At 35.7% G+C, this 24032-nt stretch carries 29 protein-coding genes and 1 other RNA gene; 28 read left to right on the plus strand and 2 right to left on the minus strand.

Features of this window, described 5'->3' with window-relative positions; genetic code table 11:
* Nucleotides 1–15 precede the first annotated feature (15 nt).
* From PATL70BA_RS14965 to PATL70BA_RS15035, 15 genes are all read left to right on the plus strand, one after another.
* Nucleotides 16–1542 carry an ABC transporter ATP-binding protein gene (locus PATL70BA_RS14965; RefSeq protein ID WP_125138135.1) on the plus strand — a complete coding sequence of 509 codons (1527 nt, stop codon included), beginning with the start codon at nt 16–18 and terminating at the stop codon, nt 1540–1542.
* The gene (locus PATL70BA_RS14970) at nt 1539–2603 is read left to right on the plus strand and encodes an ABC transporter permease (protein ID WP_125138136.1); all 1065 of its coding nucleotides are present in this window, start codon (nt 1539–1541) and stop codon (nt 2601–2603) included. Before PATL70BA_RS14965 ends, PATL70BA_RS14970 begins: the two co-directional genes overlap by 4 nt.
* Entirely contained in the window at nt 2604–3524 is a 921-nt protein-coding gene (locus tag PATL70BA_RS14975) for an ABC transporter permease (RefSeq protein ID WP_125138137.1), read from the plus strand.
* 47 nt (nt 3525–3571) lie between these two features.
* Nucleotides 3572–3911: RNase P RNA component class A (gene rnpB, locus PATL70BA_RS14980), an RNA gene on the plus strand.
* Nucleotides 3912–4210: 299 nt separating this feature from the next.
* On the plus strand, nt 4211–4948 hold the full coding sequence (locus PATL70BA_RS14985; protein ID WP_125138138.1) for a zinc ribbon domain-containing protein: 738 nt from the start codon (nt 4211–4213) through the stop codon (nt 4946–4948).
* Between the two features lie 23 nt (nt 4949–4971).
* Nucleotides 4972–5886 (plus strand): VIT1/CCC1 transporter family protein, encoded by a 915-nt coding sequence (locus tag PATL70BA_RS14990; protein WP_243115929.1) that lies wholly within the window; start codon nt 4972–4974, stop codon nt 5884–5886.
* 254 nt (nt 5887–6140) lie between these two features.
* Nucleotides 6141–6350: a hypothetical protein gene (locus tag PATL70BA_RS14995; protein WP_125138140.1), complete on the plus strand. Its 210-nt coding sequence runs from the start codon at nt 6141–6143 to the stop codon at nt 6348–6350.
* Nucleotides 6351–6732: 382 nt separating this feature from the next.
* Nucleotides 6733–7071: a tyrosine-type recombinase/integrase gene (locus tag PATL70BA_RS15000; protein ID WP_125138141.1), complete on the plus strand. Its 339-nt coding sequence runs from the start codon at nt 6733–6735 to the stop codon at nt 7069–7071.
* A 130-nt stretch (nt 7072–7201) separates the two neighbouring features.
* Nucleotides 7202–7663, plus strand: coding sequence for a hypothetical protein (locus PATL70BA_RS15005; protein WP_172596276.1), 462 nt, complete (start codon nt 7202–7204; stop codon nt 7661–7663).
* Between the two features lie 191 nt (nt 7664–7854).
* On the plus strand, nt 7855–8520 hold the full coding sequence (locus PATL70BA_RS15010; RefSeq protein ID WP_125138143.1) for a hypothetical protein: 666 nt from the start codon (nt 7855–7857) through the stop codon (nt 8518–8520).
* A gap of 291 nt (nt 8521–8811) precedes the next feature.
* Nucleotides 8812–9384 carry an alpha/beta hydrolase gene (locus tag PATL70BA_RS16830; RefSeq protein ID WP_125138144.1) on the plus strand — a complete coding sequence of 191 codons (573 nt, stop codon included), beginning with the start codon at nt 8812–8814 and terminating at the stop codon, nt 9382–9384.
* Nucleotides 9385–9413: 29 nt separating this feature from the next.
* Complete coding sequence (locus PATL70BA_RS16835) at nt 9414–9728, plus strand: alpha/beta hydrolase (RefSeq protein WP_125138145.1); 315 nt, start codon at nt 9414–9416, stop codon at nt 9726–9728.
* A 201-nt stretch (nt 9729–9929) separates the two neighbouring features.
* Nucleotides 9930–12170, plus strand: a complete 2241-nt coding sequence (locus PATL70BA_RS15025; protein ID WP_172596277.1) for an ATP-binding protein — start codon at nt 9930–9932, stop codon at nt 12168–12170.
* A 197-nt stretch (nt 12171–12367) separates the two neighbouring features.
* Nucleotides 12368–13129, plus strand: coding sequence for an HNH endonuclease (locus tag PATL70BA_RS15030; protein ID WP_125138147.1), 762 nt, complete (start codon nt 12368–12370; stop codon nt 13127–13129).
* A gap of 176 nt (nt 13130–13305) precedes the next feature.
* Nucleotides 13306–14079 (plus strand): methyltransferase domain-containing protein, encoded by a 774-nt coding sequence (locus PATL70BA_RS15035; RefSeq protein ID WP_125138148.1) that lies wholly within the window; start codon nt 13306–13308, stop codon nt 14077–14079.
* A gap of 146 nt (nt 14080–14225) precedes the next feature.
* Here the strand turns inward: PATL70BA_RS15035 and PATL70BA_RS15040 are convergent, their stop codons facing one another.
* Nucleotides 14226–14483 carry a Txe/YoeB family addiction module toxin gene (locus PATL70BA_RS15040; protein WP_125138149.1) on the minus strand — a complete coding sequence of 86 codons (258 nt, stop codon included), beginning with the start codon at nt 14481–14483 and terminating at the stop codon, nt 14226–14228.
* Nucleotides 14476–14730, minus strand: coding sequence for a type II toxin-antitoxin system Phd/YefM family antitoxin (locus PATL70BA_RS15045; RefSeq protein ID WP_125138150.1), 255 nt, complete (start codon nt 14728–14730; stop codon nt 14476–14478). The genes PATL70BA_RS15040 and PATL70BA_RS15045 overlap by 8 nt, the downstream gene beginning before the upstream one ends.
* Before the next feature lie 208 nt (nt 14731–14938).
* Between PATL70BA_RS15045 and PATL70BA_RS15050 the strand changes: the two genes are divergently transcribed.
* The 13 genes from PATL70BA_RS15050 to PATL70BA_RS15105 all read left to right on the plus strand — a co-directional run bounded on the left by PATL70BA_RS15050 (nt 14939) and on the right by PATL70BA_RS15105 (nt 23922).
* The gene (locus PATL70BA_RS15050; RefSeq protein WP_125138151.1) at nt 14939–15445 is read left to right on the plus strand and encodes a hypothetical protein; all 507 of its coding nucleotides are present in this window, start codon (nt 14939–14941) and stop codon (nt 15443–15445) included.
* Between the two features lie 139 nt (nt 15446–15584).
* The gene (locus tag PATL70BA_RS15055; RefSeq protein ID WP_125138152.1) at nt 15585–16172 is read left to right on the plus strand and encodes a DUF4145 domain-containing protein; all 588 of its coding nucleotides are present in this window, start codon (nt 15585–15587) and stop codon (nt 16170–16172) included.
* A gap of 114 nt (nt 16173–16286) precedes the next feature.
* Entirely contained in the window at nt 16287–16670 is a 384-nt protein-coding gene (locus PATL70BA_RS15060; protein WP_172596278.1) for a hypothetical protein, read from the plus strand.
* A 196-nt stretch (nt 16671–16866) separates the two neighbouring features.
* A complete protein-coding gene (locus PATL70BA_RS15065) occupies nt 16867–17538 on the plus strand; it encodes an HAD family hydrolase (RefSeq protein WP_197715767.1) in 672 nt (223 codons plus the stop codon).
* A gap of 149 nt (nt 17539–17687) precedes the next feature.
* Nucleotides 17688–18380 carry a hypothetical protein gene (locus PATL70BA_RS15070; protein ID WP_125138154.1) on the plus strand — a complete coding sequence of 231 codons (693 nt, stop codon included), beginning with the start codon at nt 17688–17690 and terminating at the stop codon, nt 18378–18380.
* 230 nt (nt 18381–18610) lie between these two features.
* Nucleotides 18611–19204, plus strand: coding sequence for a DUF7255 family protein (locus PATL70BA_RS15075; RefSeq protein WP_125138155.1), 594 nt, complete (start codon nt 18611–18613; stop codon nt 19202–19204).
* A 142-nt stretch (nt 19205–19346) separates the two neighbouring features.
* The gene (locus tag PATL70BA_RS15080) at nt 19347–19946 is read left to right on the plus strand and encodes a hypothetical protein (RefSeq protein ID WP_125138156.1); all 600 of its coding nucleotides are present in this window, start codon (nt 19347–19349) and stop codon (nt 19944–19946) included.
* A 177-nt stretch (nt 19947–20123) separates the two neighbouring features.
* Entirely contained in the window at nt 20124–20828 is a 705-nt protein-coding gene (locus PATL70BA_RS15085; protein WP_125138157.1) for a DUF2971 domain-containing protein, read from the plus strand.
* A 69-nt stretch (nt 20829–20897) separates the two neighbouring features.
* On the plus strand, nt 20898–21089 hold the full coding sequence (locus PATL70BA_RS16320; protein ID WP_172596279.1) for a hypothetical protein: 192 nt from the start codon (nt 20898–20900) through the stop codon (nt 21087–21089).
* Nucleotides 21090–21274: 185 nt separating this feature from the next.
* On the plus strand, nt 21275–21886 hold the full coding sequence (locus PATL70BA_RS15090) for a transglutaminase-like domain-containing protein (protein ID WP_125138158.1): 612 nt from the start codon (nt 21275–21277) through the stop codon (nt 21884–21886).
* A 203-nt stretch (nt 21887–22089) separates the two neighbouring features.
* The gene (locus tag PATL70BA_RS15095) at nt 22090–22551 is read left to right on the plus strand and encodes a DUF2691 family protein (RefSeq protein ID WP_125138159.1); all 462 of its coding nucleotides are present in this window, start codon (nt 22090–22092) and stop codon (nt 22549–22551) included.
* Between the two features lie 277 nt (nt 22552–22828).
* A complete protein-coding gene (locus PATL70BA_RS15100; RefSeq protein ID WP_125138160.1) occupies nt 22829–23284 on the plus strand; it encodes a hypothetical protein in 456 nt (151 codons plus the stop codon).
* 209 nt (nt 23285–23493) lie between these two features.
* A complete protein-coding gene (locus tag PATL70BA_RS15105) occupies nt 23494–23922 on the plus strand; it encodes a hypothetical protein (RefSeq protein WP_125138161.1) in 429 nt (142 codons plus the stop codon).
* Nucleotides 23923–24032 lie beyond the last annotated feature (110 nt).

The following is a 24032-nucleotide window of genomic DNA, read 5'->3' on the forward strand; positions in this document are numbered from 1 at the left end:
TTAAAGGAGTTTGCCATGAAGGATCAAGTTTTTGTGAAAATGGAAAACATATGCAAAACCTTTGGTACAGTTAAGGCAAATGATCATATTAATTTTGAAGTGAATAAAGGTGAGATACATGCGCTACTCGGTGAGAATGGCGCAGGTAAAAGCACATTAATGAACATGCTGTCAGGTATATATAAGCCTGACAGCGGTTCTATTTATATTCACAACATGCCTACAAAAATCGGTAGTCCAAAAGAATCCATCGAAAAAGGCATTGGTATGATTCATCAGCATTATAAACTGGTAGAGGTTCAAACAGCAAAAGAGAATGTTATTATGGGCCAAAAAGGGTCCTTTTTTTTACATCGCAAGAAATTGTCAAAAGATCTTAAAGAAATCATTGATCAATTCGGTTTGACGGTCAATCCGGATCAGAAGATCTACGACATGTCCATTGGTGAAAAGCAAGCTGTTGAGATCTTGAAAGTACTCTATAGAGGTGCAGACATATTAATCATGGATGAACCGACTGCGGTATTGACACCCCAAGAAACAAGGAAACTCTTTGCAATCATGAGAAACATGGCAAAAGAAGGTTGTGCAATCATCATTATAACCCACAAGCTGAATGAAGTAATGGAAATCTCTGATAAAGTTACAGTCCTTAGAAAAGGTACCACTGTTGGAACACTGATCACAAAAGAGACAACGCCTAGGGCACTTACAGACTTAATGGTTGGAAAGTCTGTCAATCTCTCCATAGAACGACCAATGATAGACAGAGGTAATCGATTACTCAAGGTGGACAAATTAAACGCCGTAGATCTGGAACATGTAAAGGTACTAAAAGATATATCTTTTGAGCTTTATGAAGGTGAGATACTTGGGGTTGCCGGCGTATCCGGTAGTGGACAGAAGGAATTATGTGAAACGATTGCCGGTCTGTATCCTGTAAAGTCCGGTGAGATTATTTATAAAGATGAGAGTCTTATTGGCAAATCCCCAAGAAGCATTATCAAAAAGGGTATAAGTATGAGTTTTATACCGGAAGATCGCTTGGGTATGGGACTGGTTGCCTCAATGGATATGGTGGATAATTATCTTCTAAAAGAACATCATAATCAAAAAGGTATCTTCATTAAGAGAAAGCCTATAGAAGAAATATGTAAAAAAATGATAGACACCTTAGAAATAAAAACCCCAGGGGTTCACCATCCGGTAAAACAATTGTCCGGTGGTAATATTCAGAAAGTCCTAATAGGTCGTGAAATTGATACCAATCCGAACGTTCTAATCACAGCTTATGCGGTACGAGGTTTAGATATTGGCGCAACCCATACCATATATGATCTGGTCAATGAACAAAAGAAGAAGAACGTTGGTGTCTTATTTATTGGTGAGGATCTGGATGTTCTACTTGAACTGTGTGATCGAATCATGGTCATTTGCCAAGGTGAAGTAACAGGTATCGTATATGCTAATCAGACCACAAGAGAAGAAGTTGGACTAATGATGGCTGGAGAGCGTATTGAAGGGATGGTGATGGCACAATGAGAATGATAAAAAGAACAGATATGACAGGTAAAAAAGCAGCTATCATACGCATTGTCTCAATTATAGCGGCGTTCCTATTCACTTCAGTTTTCATTAGTGCACTTGGTCATAGTCCTATAAATGTATATTTTTCTATGGTAGAAGGGGCATTTGGCTCAGCTCATAGAATACGAGATACCTTTACCATTACCATACCACTGGTTGTGACTTCCATTGGTATCATGATAGCTTTTAAAATGAAGTTCTGGAATATCGGGGCTGAGGGTCAGATTATCGTAGGGGCTCTGGCTGCCAGTTATTTGGCGCTTCATTATAACCATCTGCCTAAGATGATCTTGCTACCGGCTATGTTTCTGGCTGGTTTTGTAGGCGGTGGCTTATGGGCACTTATTCCTGCATTTTTTAAAGTCCAATTCGGTACGAATGAGACGATTTTTACTTTAATGATGAACTATGTTGCCTTAAAATGGGTGACCTATCTTCAATATGGTCCATGGAAAGATCCCGGCTCATTAGGTTTTCCCAAGATTGCTAACTTTACCGATGCTGCAATCATGCCTAAGCTTTTTGGCGTGCATGTCGGATGGATCATTGCTATTATTCTAGTTATAATTATTACCATCATGATGAATTACTCAAAAGCTGGGTATGAGATCGCAGTGGTAGGAGAAAGCGTTGATACAGCAAAATACGCCGGTATGAATGTGAAAAAAGTTATCCTGTCGGCTTTATTCATTAGTGGTGGAATCGCAGGTATTGTTGGTATGATGCAAGCTTCAGCTGTGAATCAAACCTTGTCGACTCAAGTAGCGGCAGGATACGGTTACACGGCCATAATTACGGCATGGTTGTCTGGCCTTAAAGCTGCAATTATCATACCTGTATCCCTTCTTTTTGCGATTATGATCAAAGGTGGTAGCTTTATTCAAACAGCGTATCAGATTCCTCAATCAGCAGCGGGTATACTACAGAGTGTTATTTTGTTCTTTGTCATCGGTAGTGAGTTTTTTATACAGTATAAGTTGGTAAGAAATTCCATTACAGAAAAGGAGGTGGCTTAAATGACATCCTTTTTATTCGCTATGATTATTGCAGGCACACCTTTACTTTTTGCTACACTGGGCGAAATGCTTACTGAAAAATCAGGTAATTTGAACCTGGGTGTAGAAGGTATGATGCTTATTGGTGCCGTTGCAGGATTTGGAATGGGATTTTATACAGGCAATGGGCTCCTAGCCATAGCTGGAGCGGCTGTAGCAGGTGCACTTGGTGCGCTGATCTATGCTTTTCTTACCGTGAGCTTAAGGGCTAATCAAGTCGTATCAGGATTAGCATTAACCATTTTTGGAACGGGTATTTCCAGTTTTGTAGGCACACTATTTATAGGCCAAAAAATGCCGGAAAAAGTCATTGAATCTTTTACGAGAGTGAAAATACCTCTTCTTGGCGATTTACCTTTTATTGGACCTATCTTGTTTCGACATGATTATTTTGTATACATCGGCTATCTTATGGCCATCTGCCTGGGTGTGTATTTTTATAAGACCAGATTCGGTTTGAATTTGATCGCTATTAGTGAGAATCCAAGTGCAGCGGATGCTTCCGGTATTCATGTCAATCTCTATAAGTATATCCATATCTTATTTGGTGGTGCTCTTTGTGGGATGGCAGGTGCTTATTTATCGGTTGTGGATGTGCCTCAGTGGCAAGATAACATTACTGCAGGTCGAGGATGGATTGCCATTGCATTGGTTATATTTGTGAAGTGGAACCCCATAATGGCTCTATTTGGCGCTTATCTGTTTGGTGGGTTAAGTATTATAGGCTTTAGATTGCAGCATCTTAGTATTTCTCAGAATCTACTGGATGTTCTGCCATACGCAGTTACGATCATTGTATTGATTCTTAGTTCCATTAGAAAGTCCAAAGAAGATGCTCCGCCAAAAGGACTGGGTGTTCCATATTTTAGAGAAGATCGTTAAAGGAATTTGGATTGCATATTTATATAAGCTATGATATAGTACCAAGGTGAGTAAGCTAGACGGTCGCGCTTAGAGCAATCTAGGTGAGGAAAGTCCGAGCTCCATAGGGCAGGGTGCCAGTTAACGGCTGGTGGAGGCGACTCTAAGGATAGTGCAACAGAAATAAACCGCCATGTTTCATTACATGGTAAGGATGGAAAGGTGAGGTAAGAGCTCACCGCTTTCTTGGTAACAAGAGAGGCATATGTAAACCCCACTCGGTGCAAGACATTAAAGTGTGATGGCGGCCCGCTTAGCACTTGGTTAGTCGCTTGAGCTTATTGGTGACAATAAGACTAGACAGATGACCGTTCAAGACAGAACTCGGCTTATCGGCTTGCTCACTTCTAAAGAAGACTCTTTTAGGGTCTTTTTTTGATTTATAGTTAATAGGGGGTCCTATGAAAACCCTTCCACTGTGTATATGACAACGGCCTCCAGTTGGTGCATCCTACACCAAAAGTCGGCGGACAGCTCCTGCTGTCTTGCTTAAATCATACACACAGTTCCAGGAACTTCATAGTCGATGTTGGTATTAGAAAAGTCTTATGAAACCTTGGTTTTTATTCTATGAAACATAGAATATAGATGCTATAATTATTGTAGATGCGCCTGTTAACAATTAAACAGGGTAAGGGGGTAGATTTATGAATTGTAATGAATGTAATATGCCAATAGAAGAAGGCAACTTGTTTTGTAAAAATTGTGGCTCACCGGTTGTAACTGATCCTATAGTAAGCACAAGTAATAATAAGCATCAAGATATGCCGGATGATACAGCTGTGGTTATGAACGGGGAAGGTCTCATGAGATGGGCTTATGACATGAACATGTGGAAGAATCCTACCATACTCATAACGGTATGGAAAGTTATGATGTTAGGTGCTATGGCTCCGGCATTGCTCATGTTTTTCCTTACCTTAGAAGAGGGATTCATTGAGGCCGGTGCCATATTTTTCGAGGTTATTATTATTGTAGCTGTTATTCTGACAGCATTGATGTTACTTGCCTACCCACTGGTGGCTATTATGAATGGCGGCCGGTATTGTGTTGTCTTTGAAATGAATGGCATGGGTGTGAACCATATTCAACTGGATAAACAATTTAAGAAGAGTCAAGTCTTGGCTATGATCAGTGTTTTAGCTGGCGTAATGGCAGGTAATCCCCAGACGACAGGAGCAGGGCTTTTGGCCGGAACCAAACAAAGCACTTACAGTACTTTTTCCAAAGTAAAAACAATTGTAGTGAATAAACGACGACACGTCATTTATCTAAATCAGAACTTAATACATAATCAAATCTATAGTGAAGCGCAGGATTTTGATATGATATGTGAGTATATTTGTCAGCACTGTAAGGCAGCGAAGGTAACATATAAGAACTAAATAAATATAGAATTGCTATGCAAATGAAAAATCAAAGAATGAAGCAAAGAAAGAGAGAAAAAATGAAAGTAGAAATCAGTCAAAGCAACTATGATGAGATATTAAAAGACCAACAAGATGAGATAACGGCTCACCATCTATATACCAAGGTGGCGGGGACCATTAAGGACGATCATAATAGAAAGATTGTCGAACAAGTAGCACAAGACGAAAAAGCACATTATATGAAGCTGAAAGAAATAACAGGTAAAGAACTAAAACCAGAGAAAATAAAGATTGAGTGGCATTATTGGCTGACAAGGATTCTTGGTTTAACATTTGGCATTAAGCTTCTAGAGAAATCAGAAAGTAAAGCCATAGAGACTTATAAGACACTGAATGCTGAGTTAGCCTATCTAGATGATATTATAGAAGATGAAGAACGTCATGAAGACGAACTCATTGCCATGATAGATGAAGAAAGATTGAATTATATGGGATCCGTAGTTCTAGGACTTAATGATGCACTTGTAGAGCTTACAGGTGCACTTGCCGGTTATACATTTGCCTTTCAAAATACAAAACTTATTGCGATAACTGGCCTTATAACTGGTATCAGTGCATCTTTTTCCATGGCGGCATCTGAATACCTTGCGACAAAACAAGAAGGTGGCGACGATGCCTTAAAATCATCTATATACACAGGTATGGCCTATGTTTTTACAGTGTTATTCTTAATATTACCTTTCTTATTGTTATCCAATCCCTTTGTAAGCTTGGGCGTCACATTAGTGGTTGCCGTTCTAATTATATTTATATTTAATTATTATATCTCCGTGGCAAAAGACTATAATTTCAAAAAACGCTTCTTTGAAATGGCCACTATTTCCCTTGGCGTAGCAGCCATTAGTTTTGCCATTGGTGTCTTAATTAATCGATACATAGGTATTGATATATAGAGTTTTATTATAGAGTTAAATTGAGTTATTTAGTATAATAGACATAAGAATCAAGAAGTTCTATACAGAGATTATAGAATTATATATAAGATATGAACGGGGAGCTATATATTGTACAGTCATTCACAGATCAAGGAGACTTGATCTGTAATCTCAAGGCCCTAGTTTATCACTAGAGGTCTTTTTGTTTATTTCGTATTTAACAATTATTTACATGAAACAATAAATCTATTTTATATAAGAAGGGAAGGTTTATGAGTCGACTACTGAATATAATTTTTGGTTGGGAAGAAGTATTGGTAACCCAAGATCTAAATCATTACATGAAGTTGAAGTCAGATCTAGATAGTAAGGGAATAAGTACAAGAAGTGAATTTGTAAATTCTAGACATAGAGGTATAGGCAGTATTGGAAATGGCACATATTATTTATATGTGAAGAAGGAAGAAAAGAGAAATAATTAAAAGGGATATTACCTGGATTCAATAGCGTTATCTAAAACATACTATTACTTACGTTTTTCAAGTAAAAACTACATCAAGTATTGTGAAAAACATTAAGAAATGTTAGAATTTCAATGAGGGCATTAAATAATTGGTGATTGAGGGATTATTTTAGATTTTTTTCACAAACTCTTTCCCATATAAAAACAATTGAATAGAAATATCGTATCAAAATGAGACAAACATTCAAGCCATTCATATTGTAATCAGGCAGTCAATGCCATCAAGATTTATGCAAGAAAAGAAGCTACGCTTCGTTATGAGCTCTGCTCATATTTCTGAACGGTTCGAAAGGAAAGGACCTTGACGCATTCAGCTATGTTTTAAAGCTGAATGCTAGAGTATGACTTTCCTAGAGAACGAGAAAGTTCAGTCAAATGAAGAAGCTGATATCATCAAACTACAACGACCCAAAAAAGAACAGAAGTTACCCAAGGTTATGAGTCAAGGAGAAGTTAAACGTCTGCTTGAGGTTACGAGCAATGAAAAACATAAGTCAGCGCTCATGCTTGCTTATCATAGCTTAAGACATTCTTTTGCAACACATTTACTGGAAAACGGAACAGATTTAAGATTTATACAGGAACTACTTGGGCATAGCAGCAGTAAGACTACCGAGATCTACACACATGTATCTAGAGCTTCTTTGAGTCGAATAACAAATCCACTTGATCAGCTTTAACAATATTTGACGCAATGCGCATTAACAACCAATATTGCAGTATTCACGCAACGCGTGATTAAATTATTATCGGAAATCACTTACTAAGTTAAGAGGGCGGTACAGCATGCGAGTAGTTCATATATTATTAATGATAATGATTTCAATTTCTTTTATAGCTTGCAGTTATTCTGAAGAGGCGGATGTTGATGTCAATTATGGAGATATATATTTAGTGGCTTTTGAAGCAATTATGGAAGAAGATGTTGCGCTTAATGAAGGTGCTTCTTATATTGCGATTGACAGTAGAACACTTGATTTGGCAACAGAAGAGGATATTGATTCTGTTTTTGGGGCGATGAAGGTATATAACGAGATAATACTTGATGAGTCAATGAAATCACTTGAAGATAAGGAGATGTTTATTGATGATAATTATATTGAAGGTATCTTATTGAGTGCAAGTGATTTGGAGTTAATAAGTGATAACAAAGCCGTTCTTAAAGTAAGTAAGTTTAAATCCAGAAAAGGTGCGGTTGGCGGTACAGTAACTTTGGAAAGAAAAGATGGTATGTGGGTTTTGGTTGGATTAACAAATATGTGGATGAGCTAAAAAAGAACCATATAGCTCTATTTAAGTTGCCAACTAATAATTAATTTTAGCCAACTAGAGTTTGATTCAGGGTGCCGTAAGTGACTTCCTATAACAGCATATGACATACATGGACAGTAACAAGGAAGGATGTCTACGTCGTGAATGCGCGGAACGTAAACTGAAATAATAGCTAGTATATAGGAGGATTTATGTATTTAGACTACATTTTAGACAAGTATGAAACAGAAGTGAAGCATTACAGATTAAAGAAATATCAAGATTTAAGTTTTACAACGGTAGTGGCATTAGCCATATTGGGATCTATTATTTTGCTGTTAGTTGGATTTATGATTTCAACACTAGTTTCGAACGATCCTACGACATTCTACACTGCCACAGCAATTATGATGACGATTTCTTTTGTTTTAGGCCTAGTTATTGACCGTGAAGTGAAACTTACTTCGCATAAATTCATAGATTCTTATGAAGAGATCTTGGATGAAGTTGAAGCTCTACTTAATAGAACGGAGTTCTCCATTAACTCTAAAGTTAAGCTTGAATATCTAATAGGTACAATTAATATGAGATTAGAGAGACCTTCTAACATAGATGTTCTAAAGAGAACAATATTTAGACCATTCATAATAATCATTTTACCAGTTATTGCATTTGGTATAGGAATTTTGCCTGATTTACTTGCTCCTACAGAGTTGTTTTTAGTAACAGGAGTAGTGCTTATGTTAGCTGTTTTATTCTATCTTCCATTATTGGTATTTTACCCACTTATTGAAAGAAGAGTTAATCGACGACATATTCTTCTTCAAAGACTACTTGAAGATATTACAGATATTTTTCAAAGAAGATATCTTGGGTAAAATCCGCTATTACTTCAGTTAACAGTACATTAACACTTCGGGCCGACCTAGGGGACGGCGTTGGAGAATAAGTCGACCACATACAGCCCACCAAGCCCGTCGGGACCGATATCCGCATTAGCCACCACAAGGGTGGCATGAGCGAATATCTCTAGGTGGCTGGTACGTCGTGAATGCGAGAGTGTTAGACAACAGATTCTAGCGGGGGAGTAGTTATTCTTTCGCCGTCCTTGGCTCACTTATGAATTCCAGATTTAATTATAAGATAATGAATAGAAGGAGTAAGTAAAAATGAGTATTCAATCCTATATACTAAAAAAAATTCTTAGAAAAGTTGTACCAACGGATGAAGACTTTATCTTAAGAAGAAAGAAAACAGATGAGTCAGCTAAGAAGAATTCATTGGCTAAAAATGTTAATATTCAACAGGTTCAGTTAGACCTTGTAGCTTGTGAATGGGCCTATCTAGAAAATGCACCATTAGATAAAGTTATTATATATTTACATGGGGGAGGATTTTGTATTGGATCCATTGATACATACAGACATTTTACTAGTAGATTAGCTAAGGCGACGGGTATTAGAGTATTGTATGTGGAATACAGGTTAGCTCCAGAGTATCCTTTTCCTGGAGCATTAGAGGATGTAATTACAGTATATCAAAGTCTTTTATCACAAGGAATATCTTCTGAAAACATAATTTTCGTAGGAGATTCTGCTGGAGCAGGACTATGTTTATCTACAACATTAGCCTTAAGAGACAAGGGAGAATTATTACCAACAGCCCTGATACTTTACTCACCCTGGACTGATCTTACATTAACATCTAAAAGTTTAATAACTAATGAAAAAAAGATCCTTTAGTCTTTGTAAATGATCAAAAAAAGCTGGTGATGGCGTATACAAAAGAGAAAGATGTAAAAAACCCATTGGTTTCTCCTAGGTTTGGAGATTTCAATGGATTCCCTCCAATACTTATACATACAGGTACTGATGAGATATTACTTGATGACTCATTAAATCTACTAGAAAAGGCAAAAAATGATGGTGTAGAAGCAACCTTCAAATTATGGAAGGGAATGTTTCATGTTTTTCCGATTTTTCCAGATCACACTCCAGAAGGTAAAAAATCGCTTAAAGAAGTTGTCACATTTATTCGTAATAAATGGGGATTGAATAATTCTAGCAAATTATCTAACGAACAATGAAAATAATTTAAATTGAGAAAATGGACAAAAAAGATATAAAAAGAAGTTTGGTTTAAATAAGTACCAGATTTACGCTCCGCTGTCCTTGGCTCCACTATCTAGAATACATCGTCTAACAGCGTATCTCCAACATGCCAAGTAGATGAAGGATTGGTCACTTCGTAGACACGCGAACCGTTAGAAGACATTCGCCATAAAACAATGAAAAGAGGCAGACAAATGCTTAAAGGCAAATTCAACAACTGTTACGGCTTGAAATCTTTTGAATTAGAAATGATTAATTTCACATATAACAACAAAGCACTTATATATTCTCCTAATGGTGTAATGAAAACTTCATTTGCAAAATCTCTGGATGATATACAAAACGGTATAATTCCAGAAGATCGAATTTTTACGAAAGTTCCCAAATTTGAACTTGAGTATAAAGGACGAAAATGCAATACGGAGGATAGTACAGAAGTCTTGAAAGCAATGGGACTATATGTAATTCATTCATTTAATGAAAGTTTAGAAGCAAAAGAAAGCATTTCCACGCTTCTGGTTGACCGTCTATTGAAGAAAGAATATGAAGACATTATAGGTTCTCTCGAAGGAGAGGTGAAAATATTCATAAATGCTTTGAATAGTAAATCTCAAGTTTCAAAAAATAACGTCAAGGACGTCTTGTTTACTGATTTCAAATTAACTAAAGACCAAGAATGGTTGGATTTGTTCAAGAAAATCACGGAGAAGTATCCTTCTTTTGAGACTACTGAAGATCTTAGAGGGCTGGATTACAATACGATTTTTAACGCTAAAGCTATTAAAATCTTAGAAAACCCCAAATTCAAGAGAAGTATCGAAAGATACATCGAAATATTGGACGACTTAATAAAACAGTCAACCTTTCTGACGAAGGGATTTGATGACTATAAAGCAGACCAGTTAGGGAAATCGTTTGGGAAATATGACCTTTTCGCTGCAAAGCACATAATCAAACTTAATGATGGAACGGAAATTCAATCATCAAGCGAATGGGAAATAAAATACAAAGAAGAAATGTCTCGAGTTGAAAAAGCACCTGAATTGAAGAAAGTTTACTCAGAAATAAGCAAAATGCTAAATGGATCAGAAGAGTCTCGATCTCTTAAAGAAATTTTGAAGAGCAACAAACAACTTATTCGATATCTTGATGATCTTGACGATCTAAAAATTAAACTCTGGCTAAATTATATTGCTGAAAGCCGAGGCGTATATGACAATTTGCAGTTGCGATTTGAATCTGCAGAAAAGAGAATAGGAGAAATTTTTGATGAAGCCAATAAGAGGCGAGATGTATGGGTGAAGATAGTTGAAGATTTCAATGCGCGATTTAATGTTCCATTCAAAATACGTATCAAAAATCAAGCACATGTATTACTTAAAAGCGAAGCTCCGAACATAGTATTCGACTACGAGCGAGGAGCAGATAAGGTTGAAAAGGCTCATAAAGAGTTAATGAGCGTATTAAGTATGGGGGAAAAGCGTGCTTTATATTTACTGCAAATTCTTTTTGATATTGAGTTGAAAAAATCAGAAGTCCTGACAAGCGGAGACAGTGTCCTTGTCGTAGTTGATGATATTGCAGATTCATTTGATTACAAGAATAAATACGCCATTATTGAATATCTAAAGGAAATCTCAGAAGCGAAGAATCTTGATTTGCTAATTCTGACTCACAACTTTGATTTTTACAGGACTGTTGCATCAAGATTGGACATTAAGCGTGAAAATACGTTTATTGTTCAAAGAGATGAAAACGACAATCTGATAATGTCGAAATTTGGATATACAAAAGATGTCTTCAAACGAATGGTTGTTGAGAAATTAAAAAATGGCAAAATCAATACTGATACACAAAAGACAAAATGGCTAATTGCAGGGATACCATTTTTTAGAAACATAGCTGATTATATGGGCAAGGATGACGTATATGCTGAATTAACTAACCTGCTTCACTTAAAGACTAAGACGGATACCATTACGATTAATGATTTGTGGTCAGAATATCAAAAAGTAATTGCATTAGAACCCTTAGTAATTCCTGATGCAAGCAAGACGGTTATGAAGCTTCTTAGTGATTTGTCGGCTCAAATATCAAGTGTGCAAGCAGAAGAAGCATGCCTCGAAAATAAAATAATCCTGTCTATTGCAGTAAGAATTGAAGCCGAAAAATTTATGTTAAAAAAGTACAATGAATCCAAAATGACTCCTCTTCAGTCAGATTCGAACCAGACAAGAGAGTGGTTTGAGGGAATTAAAGCAAGACTTTTACCTGAGGAGCACAAGATTCTCGAGCAGGTTAATATGGTAACGCCTGAAAACATCCATATTAATGCATTTATGTACGAACCAATAATTGATCTTTCTGACTGGCACTTGAAAAAAATATATTCGGACATTAAACTGCTTAATGCTTAAAGGCATGGCGAACGATCTTCTAACAATGAGTCTTGCGCAAGAGTTTCGGGCATGATTCGTGCGGGTTCCGGACGTCGCCCGAAACCACACCCTCTCACCGGGGGGCAAGCCCCTCTTTGGGGTCAATCTTCTCCAGTCTGGTTCAAGGGCGTCGCAAACCCGGAACGTTAGATGAAATACAAATAAGGAGTGGTAATATGTTAGAAATTATTGAGGAAGAAGATAACCTTAAAGTGACAATTTCTAGTGGGAACGGTATTCCATTCAATCATATATTGGAAAAATTTAAAACATTAATTCCTAAAGAAGAACGTAAATGGAATGCGGAGAAAAAATGTTGGGTACTTTCCAATAAATATTTAGATCAATTAAAGGATCTAAACGAAGCAATCACAGATGGCGATTTAAATATCGAAAGAGACGAGTTGATTTTAGAAATTCAAATGTCTGGACTAAGAGATATAGAATCCTTACCCAAATCTATGAAAAAGAGGGCAAAATGGGCCATAAAGCATTTGATAGAAGATACAGAAGGTATTGAAAAGCAATTTTCGATTTCAAGAAGTGAATGGGGAGTTTTTAATCCTGATGATAATCTTTGGTATTTTGAATCAGGTAGATATAGTCATTCATCTCCACAAGAGCATGACAAAAGTGTAATAAAAAGTGCATATAGAAGTCTTGAGCATGTGAGAGTAAATGGTCACAGAGCAATTGAATTTTCTGAAATGCTTGATTTTAAGTTTAGATTTAGGCAATTGATTTTAGAGAAATATGATTATCAATGTTTTATTTGCGGTATTCCAGAGTATATTCAGAAACTGCATATGCATAGAGTTATTCCTGGTAAATATGGAGGAGAATATATTGAAGAAAATGTAGTTTTAGTTTGTCCAAAACATCATAAGATGGTTGAAGGAAGGTCATGGGATGAAATTAATGAACTAAGAATGAATTAATAACATATTTGAACTACATCTAACACGCCGATTACCCAAATCACTCTGTTGACACAGCCTTGCGAGGCAAGGTCAGCGCCACTTTTGCCCTAAGGGTCAAAAGGAGTGACTTCGGTAATCGCGGGAACGTTAGGCGATATAATTAACTATTTTTGTGACACACGGGGAGTGATTACATGAAAGATTGGAATCCAGATCTATATAAAAGGTTTGAAAAGCAAAGAACTCAACCAGTAAAAGATTTAATAGGCAGTATCGAAATAAAGTACGTTAATAGAATTATTGACATTGGATGTGGACCTGGTAATAGTACTGAACAACTGGCTCTAAGATGGACGGATGCATCAATTATAGGTATTGATAGTTCCGCGAATATGATTAAAGAAGCCAATGAAAGGTTGCCACAGATTCAGTTTGAAGAACGGGATGCTAATCAAGATTTAAGTGGCTTAGGTCAATTTGATTTAGTTTTTTCGAATGCTGCCATACAGTGGATGCCAAACCATCATGAATTATTACATAAGTTTTTCGGATTAGTTCAAGAAGGTGGTGCACTAGCAGTACAGATTCCTAGCGTTAGCAATATGGGAATACAAAGAGCTGTTAAAGAAACGGCTATAAGTGAGAAGTGGAACGGTAGATTTATAACGAATTCATATTTAAATTATGAAAACACAGAATACTATTATAATATATGTAGTGAGTTAAGTGAGGAAGTTTATATATGGGAAACGGACTATTACCATGTAATGGAAAATCATCAAAGGATAATCGAATGGTATAAATCAACAGGTATGAAACCATATTTAGACGCAATAGATACGCAGGGTGAAAGAATGGAATTTGAAGAAACTGTATTAGATAAGATTCGGATATATTATAAAGAACAGCGAAACGGTAGAGTATTATTCCCTTTCAGACGCATATTCTTTATAGTTTACAAGGAATAATTCAAGACTATCGGTTACTTCCGTTAATTACATCGTCTAACAACATATTAGCGATATGGGTGATTTAATCGGAAGGTTACCACACATCGCTAATACACAGGACGTTATGTGCAATAATCATTCTGGGTAATAGAAAAGACCACCCTTTAGTAGTGGTCCTTGCATGAGGTAATGACAAGTTTTTCGTCATCGATTTTATAGATTATTCTATGTTCATTATTGATCCGGCGACTCCAGTAACTACTTAGATCATGTTTCAACGGTTCAGGTTTACCAATACCATGTGAGAAGCCATCTCGCTTAATGCTTTTGATGAGTTTATTAATTCGTTTTACCAGTTGTTTGTCAGTTTGTTGCCAGTATAGATAGTCATTCCAAGCGTTGTCGGTGAATATTTTAATCATCTATTAGCTCTCTTTCAGAGTATTTGCCTTGCTCGTATTGATCAATACCATCTTTGATTTTCTGGTATCTTTCTGGATTGCTAAAGACGCGGAAGTTTTCCATCATATTGTTGTATTCGGCTTCTGACATCATTACTATGTTTTCGCCACGTGAACGAGTTACGATAATAGCTTCGACGTCTTCTACTACTTTGTCACATATTTCTTTGAAGTGGCTACGTACTTGGGAACTTGTAATAGCGATCATATAATCACCTCCTAGACATATTGTACCATATGTTGTACGAATGTCAATCGCACAATTTAGAGTGTATTGGGAGCTGACGAATGATTACTGCACATAACAGCAAGTTGACGATATGGGCTTTGAATAAGGATGGATACCACACATCGTCAACTCACAGTACGTTATGTGATGTGACATTAATTCCTAGTTATGAGAGAGGATATAAGATATGAAGAAATTCACAACAGTATTAATTAAACTCTTATCACTATACTATCTTGTTAAGACTATTGGTAGTTTGAGCAATATAATTTACTATTTGCCGATGATGATGAAGACTAAACCTATGAGTGAGAATATTGGAATTTTTGGTCTGGTTTTTGTATTCATGGTTAATGCTGTAATCTGTATAGTTCTATGGTTACTAAGTTCAAGAATATCAGGTGTTATTGTACAAGATGAAAGAAAGATTGATTCCGTTGATATTGTATTAGATTATAATAGTCTTTTGCTTATTGGAATTAAAATAGTTGGGGTAATTCTTGTGATTCTTTCAATAGAAGAAGGGGTATATGAAGCAATATCAGTTTTTGGTGTCAATTTAGATCGATTTGATTTAGTTCAAAGAATGACAATGCTCTTGAACCTTATGTTTCCATTTTTAAAGGTGATAATTGGTTATATGCTTATAGTTAATAGTAAATTACATGCATTGATTAGAGGGCAAGAGATATAGTTGATTCTAAAGCTGACGGAATTAACGTTACATAACAGCGAGTTGACGATATGGGCTTGAACAAGGATGGATACCACACATCGTCAACTCACAGGACGTTAGGCGAAATTAATCTTTCGGATAGACAAGGAGAATAAATATGGATTATAAAGGTCACAAGGGATATTCAAAACCGGATGGTTCTACTACAGAAGCTTGGTCTGATTATACGTGTGGACATTGTGGAACTTATGTATCAGGCGCTGTAATTGCATATACAGGGCCTGTAGGTGCAAGAGCTGAATGGTTGGTATGTACAAAGTGTGGGCATGGTTCTTACAGGAAGGATAATAACATTATATATCCTGGACAAGTAGAGGGGCCAAGCCTTACTGGAGTACCAGAAGATGTATATGAAGCATACAACGAAGCTCGAAACTGTATGTCAGTTAATGCCTTTAATGCAACTGAACTAATTTGTCGCAAGATACTAATGCATGTAGCTGTTGAGAAGGGGGCAGAAGAAGGTAAGTCTTTTGCTTTTTACTTAGATGAACTTGAATCTTTGGGTTATATTACACCGCCAATGAAGAAGTGGGTAGATATTATTAGGAAGAATGGTAATAGTGCAACTCATAAGATAGAAGAACCAAATAAAGGTCGAGCTATGAGTTCTCTGATGTTTACAGCAGAGCTTTTGCGCATAATTTATGAGATGGAGCACTTTGCATCAACCTTCAGTGTATAGTATGTTGTCAAGATTAACATCGCCTAACAGCGAGTTGACGACATGGACGTTTTTATCGGAAGGATGTCCACGTCGTCAACTCGTGGAACGTTAGTCGACAGGCTGATCCTGTCAATGAACGATAGATTTCCTGTTACAATACTTATTTTTGAGAAGGAGATTATTTTGAAGAAAGTTTATGTGAAGAAGATTGATGTTGCTACAATTGCAAAACCACTATTTCTGATTTTGGCTTTGTTATCATTAGTATTTGGGTTATTTATGAGTTTGTTTATGCTACCAAGTAGTACGACAGAAACGTTGAGTTCAGATGGTGTATTAGTCAGCCAAGTAACTAGTCAGGTTCCTGGATATTGGGGTTCAGTCATTGGTATGATGGCAGGAATATTTATTAGTGTAATGGGAATTTATATTGCAATATTGGTAGGAATTGTACTATTTAATTTATTTTGCAGTTTCACAGGTGGTATCGGCATTGAGATAGAAACGAAAGAATGAGCTCTGTTTATAGTTTTTCGAGTGGGGACGGAACAGACCGTCGACTAACAGCGAACTCCTAACATGGCCTTTCTAATCGGAAGGATGGCACACGTTGGGAGTTCACGGGACGTTATATGACATTGCACACTACGAATTTGTTTGAAAGTGCCAGCTACAGATTACTTATATTATGAGGGAAAGGCGGTGAAGTAGTTTGAGACGTTATCAAACGATGCTCTTTGATTTAGATGATACCTTACTTGATAGGGATAAGGCAGTAGATAGAATGTTTTCAATTATTTTAGAAAATTGTTACGGCGAAGTTAGGGAATCAGCAAAAAGTGATATGTTGCAAAAGTTCAAAGAATATGATAATGGGGGTGGGTATAGTAATAAAGTGGAAATCTTTGAATCATTTTTTAATGTGTTCCCACCAAAGTATAGGTTGCAAGGTAATAATATTATGGATTTTTGGAACAATAATTTTCCCAGTTGTTTTTCGCTCAAACAAAATACAATAAATATCGTAAACAGCATAAAGGTACATGTTAAAGTTGGAATTATAACAAACGGTATTACACAACGTCAAAAAGAAAAAATAGTTAACACTAATTTAGATCGTTGCTTTGATATTATTATAATTTCCGATGAAGTAGGATATAGTAAACCCGATAAACGTATTTTTAAATTAGCATTAAATAAGCTTGATGTACAACCTGAAACTGCATTATTCGTAGGGGACAATATAGAAAAGGATATCGGTGGTTGTCAAAACGCAAACATCAATGGCATATGGTTTAATCCCCGTAAGGTCATAAATGACACCATGATAAAACCATATGCTGAGATTAGTTCTCTTGAAGAATTATTGGTTTATTTTACATAAAGAAGGGTTTAGGGCTATTGGCAGTTTCCGTGTGCAATGTCATATATCAGCGAGTTGACGATATGGTCTTTGAACAAGTAAGGATGCCACACATCGTCAACACTCAGGACGTTAGCTGACATAATCATTTCGGTATTGAAAGGAGCATTATGAGTCAAGAATCTGAAGTTGTTGATAGAAAGAAGTTGATACTTGGTTTGAGTATCTCATTATGTGCATTCATATTGAATTTGAATTTACCTTATACTGATAGATCACTTTCGCAGATGATAATTCCACCTATTAAATTTGAGAATATTACAATTTATTTAAGTGGTTTAATAGCTATAGCATTAGTGATATATGGAGCCAATTTGATTGTTGAAAGTGGCAGGTATAAGAATAAGATTGTTGTAGCCTTAGTGATATTGCTAATTGGTGGTCCTTTAATGATGAATGTGTTTGACTTTATGATATCACCTATTTATCTTCTGAATGATGGAGTGAAAACTTTGAAGATTAGTGAATCTGATATGCAATTATACTCGGATAGTGGTGTCATAACCCTTGAATTTTCTGGAGAATTTAGGAGTTATCGTGAAATTGATGACAATGTGAAGATTTATTTGAGACTACCAGATGTTCTTGAAGGTATGATAATAGAATCCGAAAGTTTAGTTTTTGAGTCGAATGAAATATATCCAAGGAAACAGTGGAAATTTGATAGTAAGACTACTCTTGAGCTTGCTGATGAATATACTTTAGAGGATTTTTATGATTCTGAATACTATAATGAGAACTATACCCTAATATTAGTTGATGAAAACCAAACTTTAGAGATAGTGATTTATGGATTGTTCTAAGGTGGTCAATGAGTACATCAGCTAACAATACGTTAACGCTTCGGGTCGACAGAGGGCACGGCTTTGGGGTAAGAATGTCGACCACATACACCCCACTAAGCCCGTCGGGACGATATCTGCATTAGTCACCACAAGGGTGCCATGAGCAGACATCTATAAGTTGCCGGTACGTCGTGAACGCAGGACATTAGGCGACTGATTATCCCTGTTTAAAGCAATGAGGTGAATATATGGGTAAATTTGAGGATAATATAATTAATATACTTGAAGAAATTATTGGTGAGGAAGCTATACATCAGAAAACATTTGATTGGTTATGTAATAGTCATCTAGTAGTTGAAGATAATTATACTAATAAGTTGCTAGATAAGATATTTATATCTTTAGGTGGAAATTTAGAAGGTTTGTCTAAAAAAAGAAGTACCAAATTGAAAGTTGATGCATTTTTTAGTGGTATTAATTGTATTTTTGAGATAGATGAATTACAACATTTTACTACATATAGGTTGAATTCCTTGAACTTGATTAAGGAATATGAGCATATGGTTTTAGGCTTTGACTTAGATAATTACATTAATTATTGCGAAGATAATTATAAGAATGCAGTTCGTAAAGGTCAGAAAGGATATAGAAGAAAAACAAAGGATTTCCCAAATAAGCATGGTAGGGCTATTCAAAGAGCATATTTTGATTCATTAAGAGATTTAGTGGTTCCAATATATTTAGAAAAACCTGTAATAAGACTATCTGAATTTGAATTATTACAAATGGATACAAGAGACATCAAATGGTATATTGCAGATAAGATATCAAGATATATTTAGTGACAAAAGGACGGGATAATCCATCGCCTAACAGCGAGTTGACGATATGGGTTTTGAACAAGGATTGATACCACACATCGCCAACTTACAAGACGTTATGTGACATAATTTGTTAGTTTATTATACCAGGGGGTGAGTTGAAGTGGAAAGTATCATAAGATTTAGAGAAAAAATACTGGGTTCCTTTGTTTTTTACGGATTTGTAATATATGCAGTAGTTAGTATTATACTTAGATTTGATTATAGTAATGTTAATTCATTAAGCTATTGGATAGCGATCTTTGCATATATTGTACTTTGGATTTATTATATTGAGATGTGTATTCAAGAAATATTGCTATATAAACGCATTAATGTTGAACCTGTTGTAGAATTATATTCTCCAAGGAAGAAAGTCTTGATAATCAATACATTTATAACATTAACTATCCATGTGTTGTATTGGGTTGCGGTTTTGAATAGCAAGTTTGCTTATTTAGGTCTGGTTTATTTAGCGCTATTTTTTGTCCCAACAATAATCAATAAGTCCATATTTGAGACCGATAGGTATATTATTTGCTCAGGTATTAAATACTTTTATGAAGATATTGAAGAGTATAAAGAGGAATTTGCTTATAATATTGAACTAAAGATAAATGGTAAATATATTAATATGGGTTGTGGTAATGCAAAGAAATATGACATTGCTTGTGAACGTTTAAAATATCGAATGATTAAGCTACAGGCGGTTTCCACAAATTAAGTCACATAACATAGTATTGACAACACTCAATCTGCTAACCGAGTCGGTGTCGCATTAGCTGTTCGCAAAGCTCACAAGCATGAGCTCGCCCTGTAAGCAGATTGGCGTCGTCAACACACGCCCGTTATATAGCATTGCGCATTAGAAAAAAGCACAGAATTGCACAGGAGGAAAGACATGGGTTCTACTGAAAATATACTATATCATTATTGCAGAATAGATACATTTATGAAGATAATACATAATAAAACTATCAGGGTTTCGGATTGCAGCAAGACAAATGACTATTCTGAAATTCAGTGGATTGCTACATCAATGAAGAATAGAATAATTGATACAATTATTTCTGATATTGAATTTAGTAAAATTTATGATTATAATAATGAGCTTTTTGACAAGGTAAGTAAGCGGATTTCAGCAACAATCGACGTTGTTTTTTTGAATAATACTAGATCAATGCTTACCTTTGTTTCATGTTTTTCAGAAGAGGGTGACATTTTAAGTCAATGGAGGGGCTATGCTGATGATGGTAAGGGTCTATCCATTGGTTTTAATAAGGAGATTCTATTAACTTTTGATACTGGTGGTTATAATTATTTTTTTAAAAAAGTAGTCTATGATAATGAAACGCAAAGTGAGTACGTTAAGAATCAAATTGTAGAATTAGTTAATGCATATAAGAATATTGAAGATGAATTTGATATACCTAGGTTATTGAATGATTTTTTGTTTGATGTTTGTTTAAGAATATCAGCATTTAGAAATGATAGTCCATTTTTTAAGAATAATGCATTTTCAGAAGAAAAAGAGTGGAGATTGATTATTAATAACCATTTATCTAATTACAATACAAATTATAAAAACTGTATAGAGGAAGTTTGAACAATTGATGAAAATTATTCTGAAATTGCAGAATTCAAAAATGGTTTTTTAAGATTTCCACTTCAATTCATGTCATCAGCAAATAATTTGTTTCCTTATTTTGACATTAGTTTTGAAAAAATCAAAGATGAATTAATACGCAAGGTTTTCATAGGACCAAAATGTAATATAACCGAAATGGATTTAAAGCTGTTTTTAGAGAGTGAAGGGTTTGACTCTGAAAAGATTGAAATCACAAAATCTATAGCCACCTATAGGTAGTTATGCCATGCTGCCGTGCGCAACGTCATATAACAATATGTTTCCAACATTCATAGCATTAAAGTTATAGTATTTAAAGTGTTTGTGCTATGAACATCGGAAATACGAGGACGTTATCTGACATATCCAATCTGCGAGCGAAGAGAATCGTTTTTCTAATATTTTGACAGGTGGGAGGGAACGTTGTGGATCTGAATATTGAATCTAATGATATCAATGACTATTTGAAATCATCAACTATTATTAATTTTGATGATCAATCAATTGTGTTTTTAGCGGAAGAGATATGCAAGAATAAAGTTGATGATGTTGACCGAATTAAAGCTGTTTTTGAATATGTAAGAGATAAGATTGATCATTCAGCTGATGTGAACGGGTCAGCGGTCACCTGTAATGCCTCAGAAGTATTGAAGTTTGGTGAAGGTATATGCTATGCTAAATCGCATTTACTTGCAGCATTATTAAGATATCATGGGATACCAACGGGATTTTGTTATCAGCGGTTATTATTATCTGACGATAAACAATACTTGATTATTCATGGACTTAATGGAGTATATGTGAAAAGTTTAGATAGGTGGATTAGATTAGACGCTAGGGGCAATAAATTAGGCGTAAACTCTGAATTTTCTATAGAAGTTGAGAAATTAGCATTTCAAGTTGACGAGAATCAAGGTGAAGAAGATATTTTGATTGTTTACAAGGAGCCAGATAGTAATGTGATTAGTGCTTTGCATAAGTATGACACTGTAGAGGAATTATTTAATAATTTACCATGTAATTTGAGTGATAATTGATGTCTAGAGTTGTTGGCTGTTAACGATTGGCTACGTCAGATAATAGCATGTTGGCAACACTCAATCTGCTAACCGAGTCGGGGTCGCATTAGCCGTTCGCAGGCTCATAGGCATGAGCTCACCCTGTAAGCAGATTGGCGTCGTCAACACACAGGACGGACGTTATGTGACATTCTAGCTTAGTTAAAGTATTAGGAGAAAATATGGTTCATAATGGTATCACATTTGAAATCCCGAATAAGCCAGGACAATTTCTTGGAGATATCCTAAACTTATTCAATCCTCAGGATTATATATGGGATATAGAATATGACGAGATACATTTACAGAGGGACAATGAGTATACAGGTGAATTTCTTTTTACAGAAGAGTATTTGAGCGGTGAAGACCTACTGAATAGGGCTATGACCAATACTTATTATATGATTTTTATTACCCTGCGAGCATTTCTTAATGAGGCTTCCAGAGATAGGTATGGCTCATATGATGACTTTCTAAAGAGTGACAGTCAGGTATTTCTGACTGTATATGATTGTAGTTATGTTATGTTTAGCTTCAAAGATGGTAACATTTTGCAAGAAGTATATAGGAATGCTGAAGCTAAGGGATTTGATAATATAAACTTGCTAACAGAAGAAAGTTTACGAGAATATAATTGGGTATAGTCAGCCGAAGAGTTTCGTGAGCTTCCGCTAGAACGTCACATAACAGCGAACTTACGACATGGACGTTTTAATCGGAAGGGTGGCCACGTCGTAAGTTCACGGGATGTTAGGCGATACAAGTTATTATGTCTTTTGTGGAACTCAATGCTCAGCAAAGGGGGAGTGTTATATGAGAAAAGAACATATTCTAATTTTGGTCTTAGTTATATTCAATATTGTTCTCATGGTATTGATTTTTTATAAGAATGGAGAAGTAAACTCATAAAGTCAGGAATTAATGGAGGATAAAGTAGAATACTTAAATAAAATTGAAACAACTAAAATTGATCTTAAAGTTGTAATGAACGACAAAATAATACTTAAGGATGAACAAAGAACACTTAAGGACACTATTGATGCATTGGAGAAAGAAAAGGAAGTATTAAATAATATAATGCAAGAATTAATTACAATTGATGCTGCGTCCATAGAATTGTTAAAATATAATGGAATTAGTGACTATACTCAAATATCTGAAGATTTAAGATTACATCCTGAATTGATTCCTTATGATGGTGTATTAGGAGGAACAATGGCTTTTACCAATATATATGTTTTGAATGATAAATGGATTTATGCAAGGTTTGAAGATGGGCATATTCAAGGGTATGGAATATATGAATATACAATTGATCAGTTTATGAATATCTCATGGGAAATTATAGATTCTGTTTTGGATGGAAATGAGAACTAGTTTTAGTATATAGCAACTTCCATAACTTACATCGCCTAACAGCGAATGGACGACATGGGCAGTTAGTGGAAGGATGCTATACGTCGTCCATTCGCAAGACGTTACCTAACATATATGGGCAAAGGCAAGCCCGCCGACCTGGCGGGCAATTCAGAAGACATACGAGGGGAAAAAGACAGAAAGATTATTGAGTATAGGAGATCAATATCATGACACTGACCAGAGAAAAGGTTCGACAAGAAGATTGGGAATTCTTCAATGCTCTTGATATTCAATTTATGAGTGAGCATATCATGGCTGATGAGTATTCCGCTTGGGTCATTGACCGAGAACGCAAAATAGTTTTTACACGTGTTCAAACGCCAGGAAGAGATTATGGTGATACTTATATTTTGTTATGGGGTGAAACAAGAGTGTATATTTATGTAGATAGCTGGACTACGCTACCCGGAAGTGATGGTATTCGGGAATATCATTGGGATATTCAGAGAATTACAGCACCATTATCATTACAAAATCGTCGTGATAAGTTGATTGAGCTTATAAGAGAGGTGTCTGTATTGAACTTCTACACACGAAGTTCAACGCGTTTTGTAATCGATAATATTTCTGAACCACATTATATTGAACAGAAATAGAGAGATGTAAATTCAGTAGGAAAAAGCCATCGCTTCCATGCGTCCTGCACTCCAGCGAGCCCATATACGTCAGGTAACAAAGCATCTGCCGCAAGGTCTTCGGGCAGCTC

This window comes from Petrocella atlantisensis, assembly GCF_900538275.1.
Classification (GTDB): domain Bacteria; phylum Bacillota; class Clostridia; order Lachnospirales; family Vallitaleaceae; genus Petrocella; species Petrocella atlantisensis.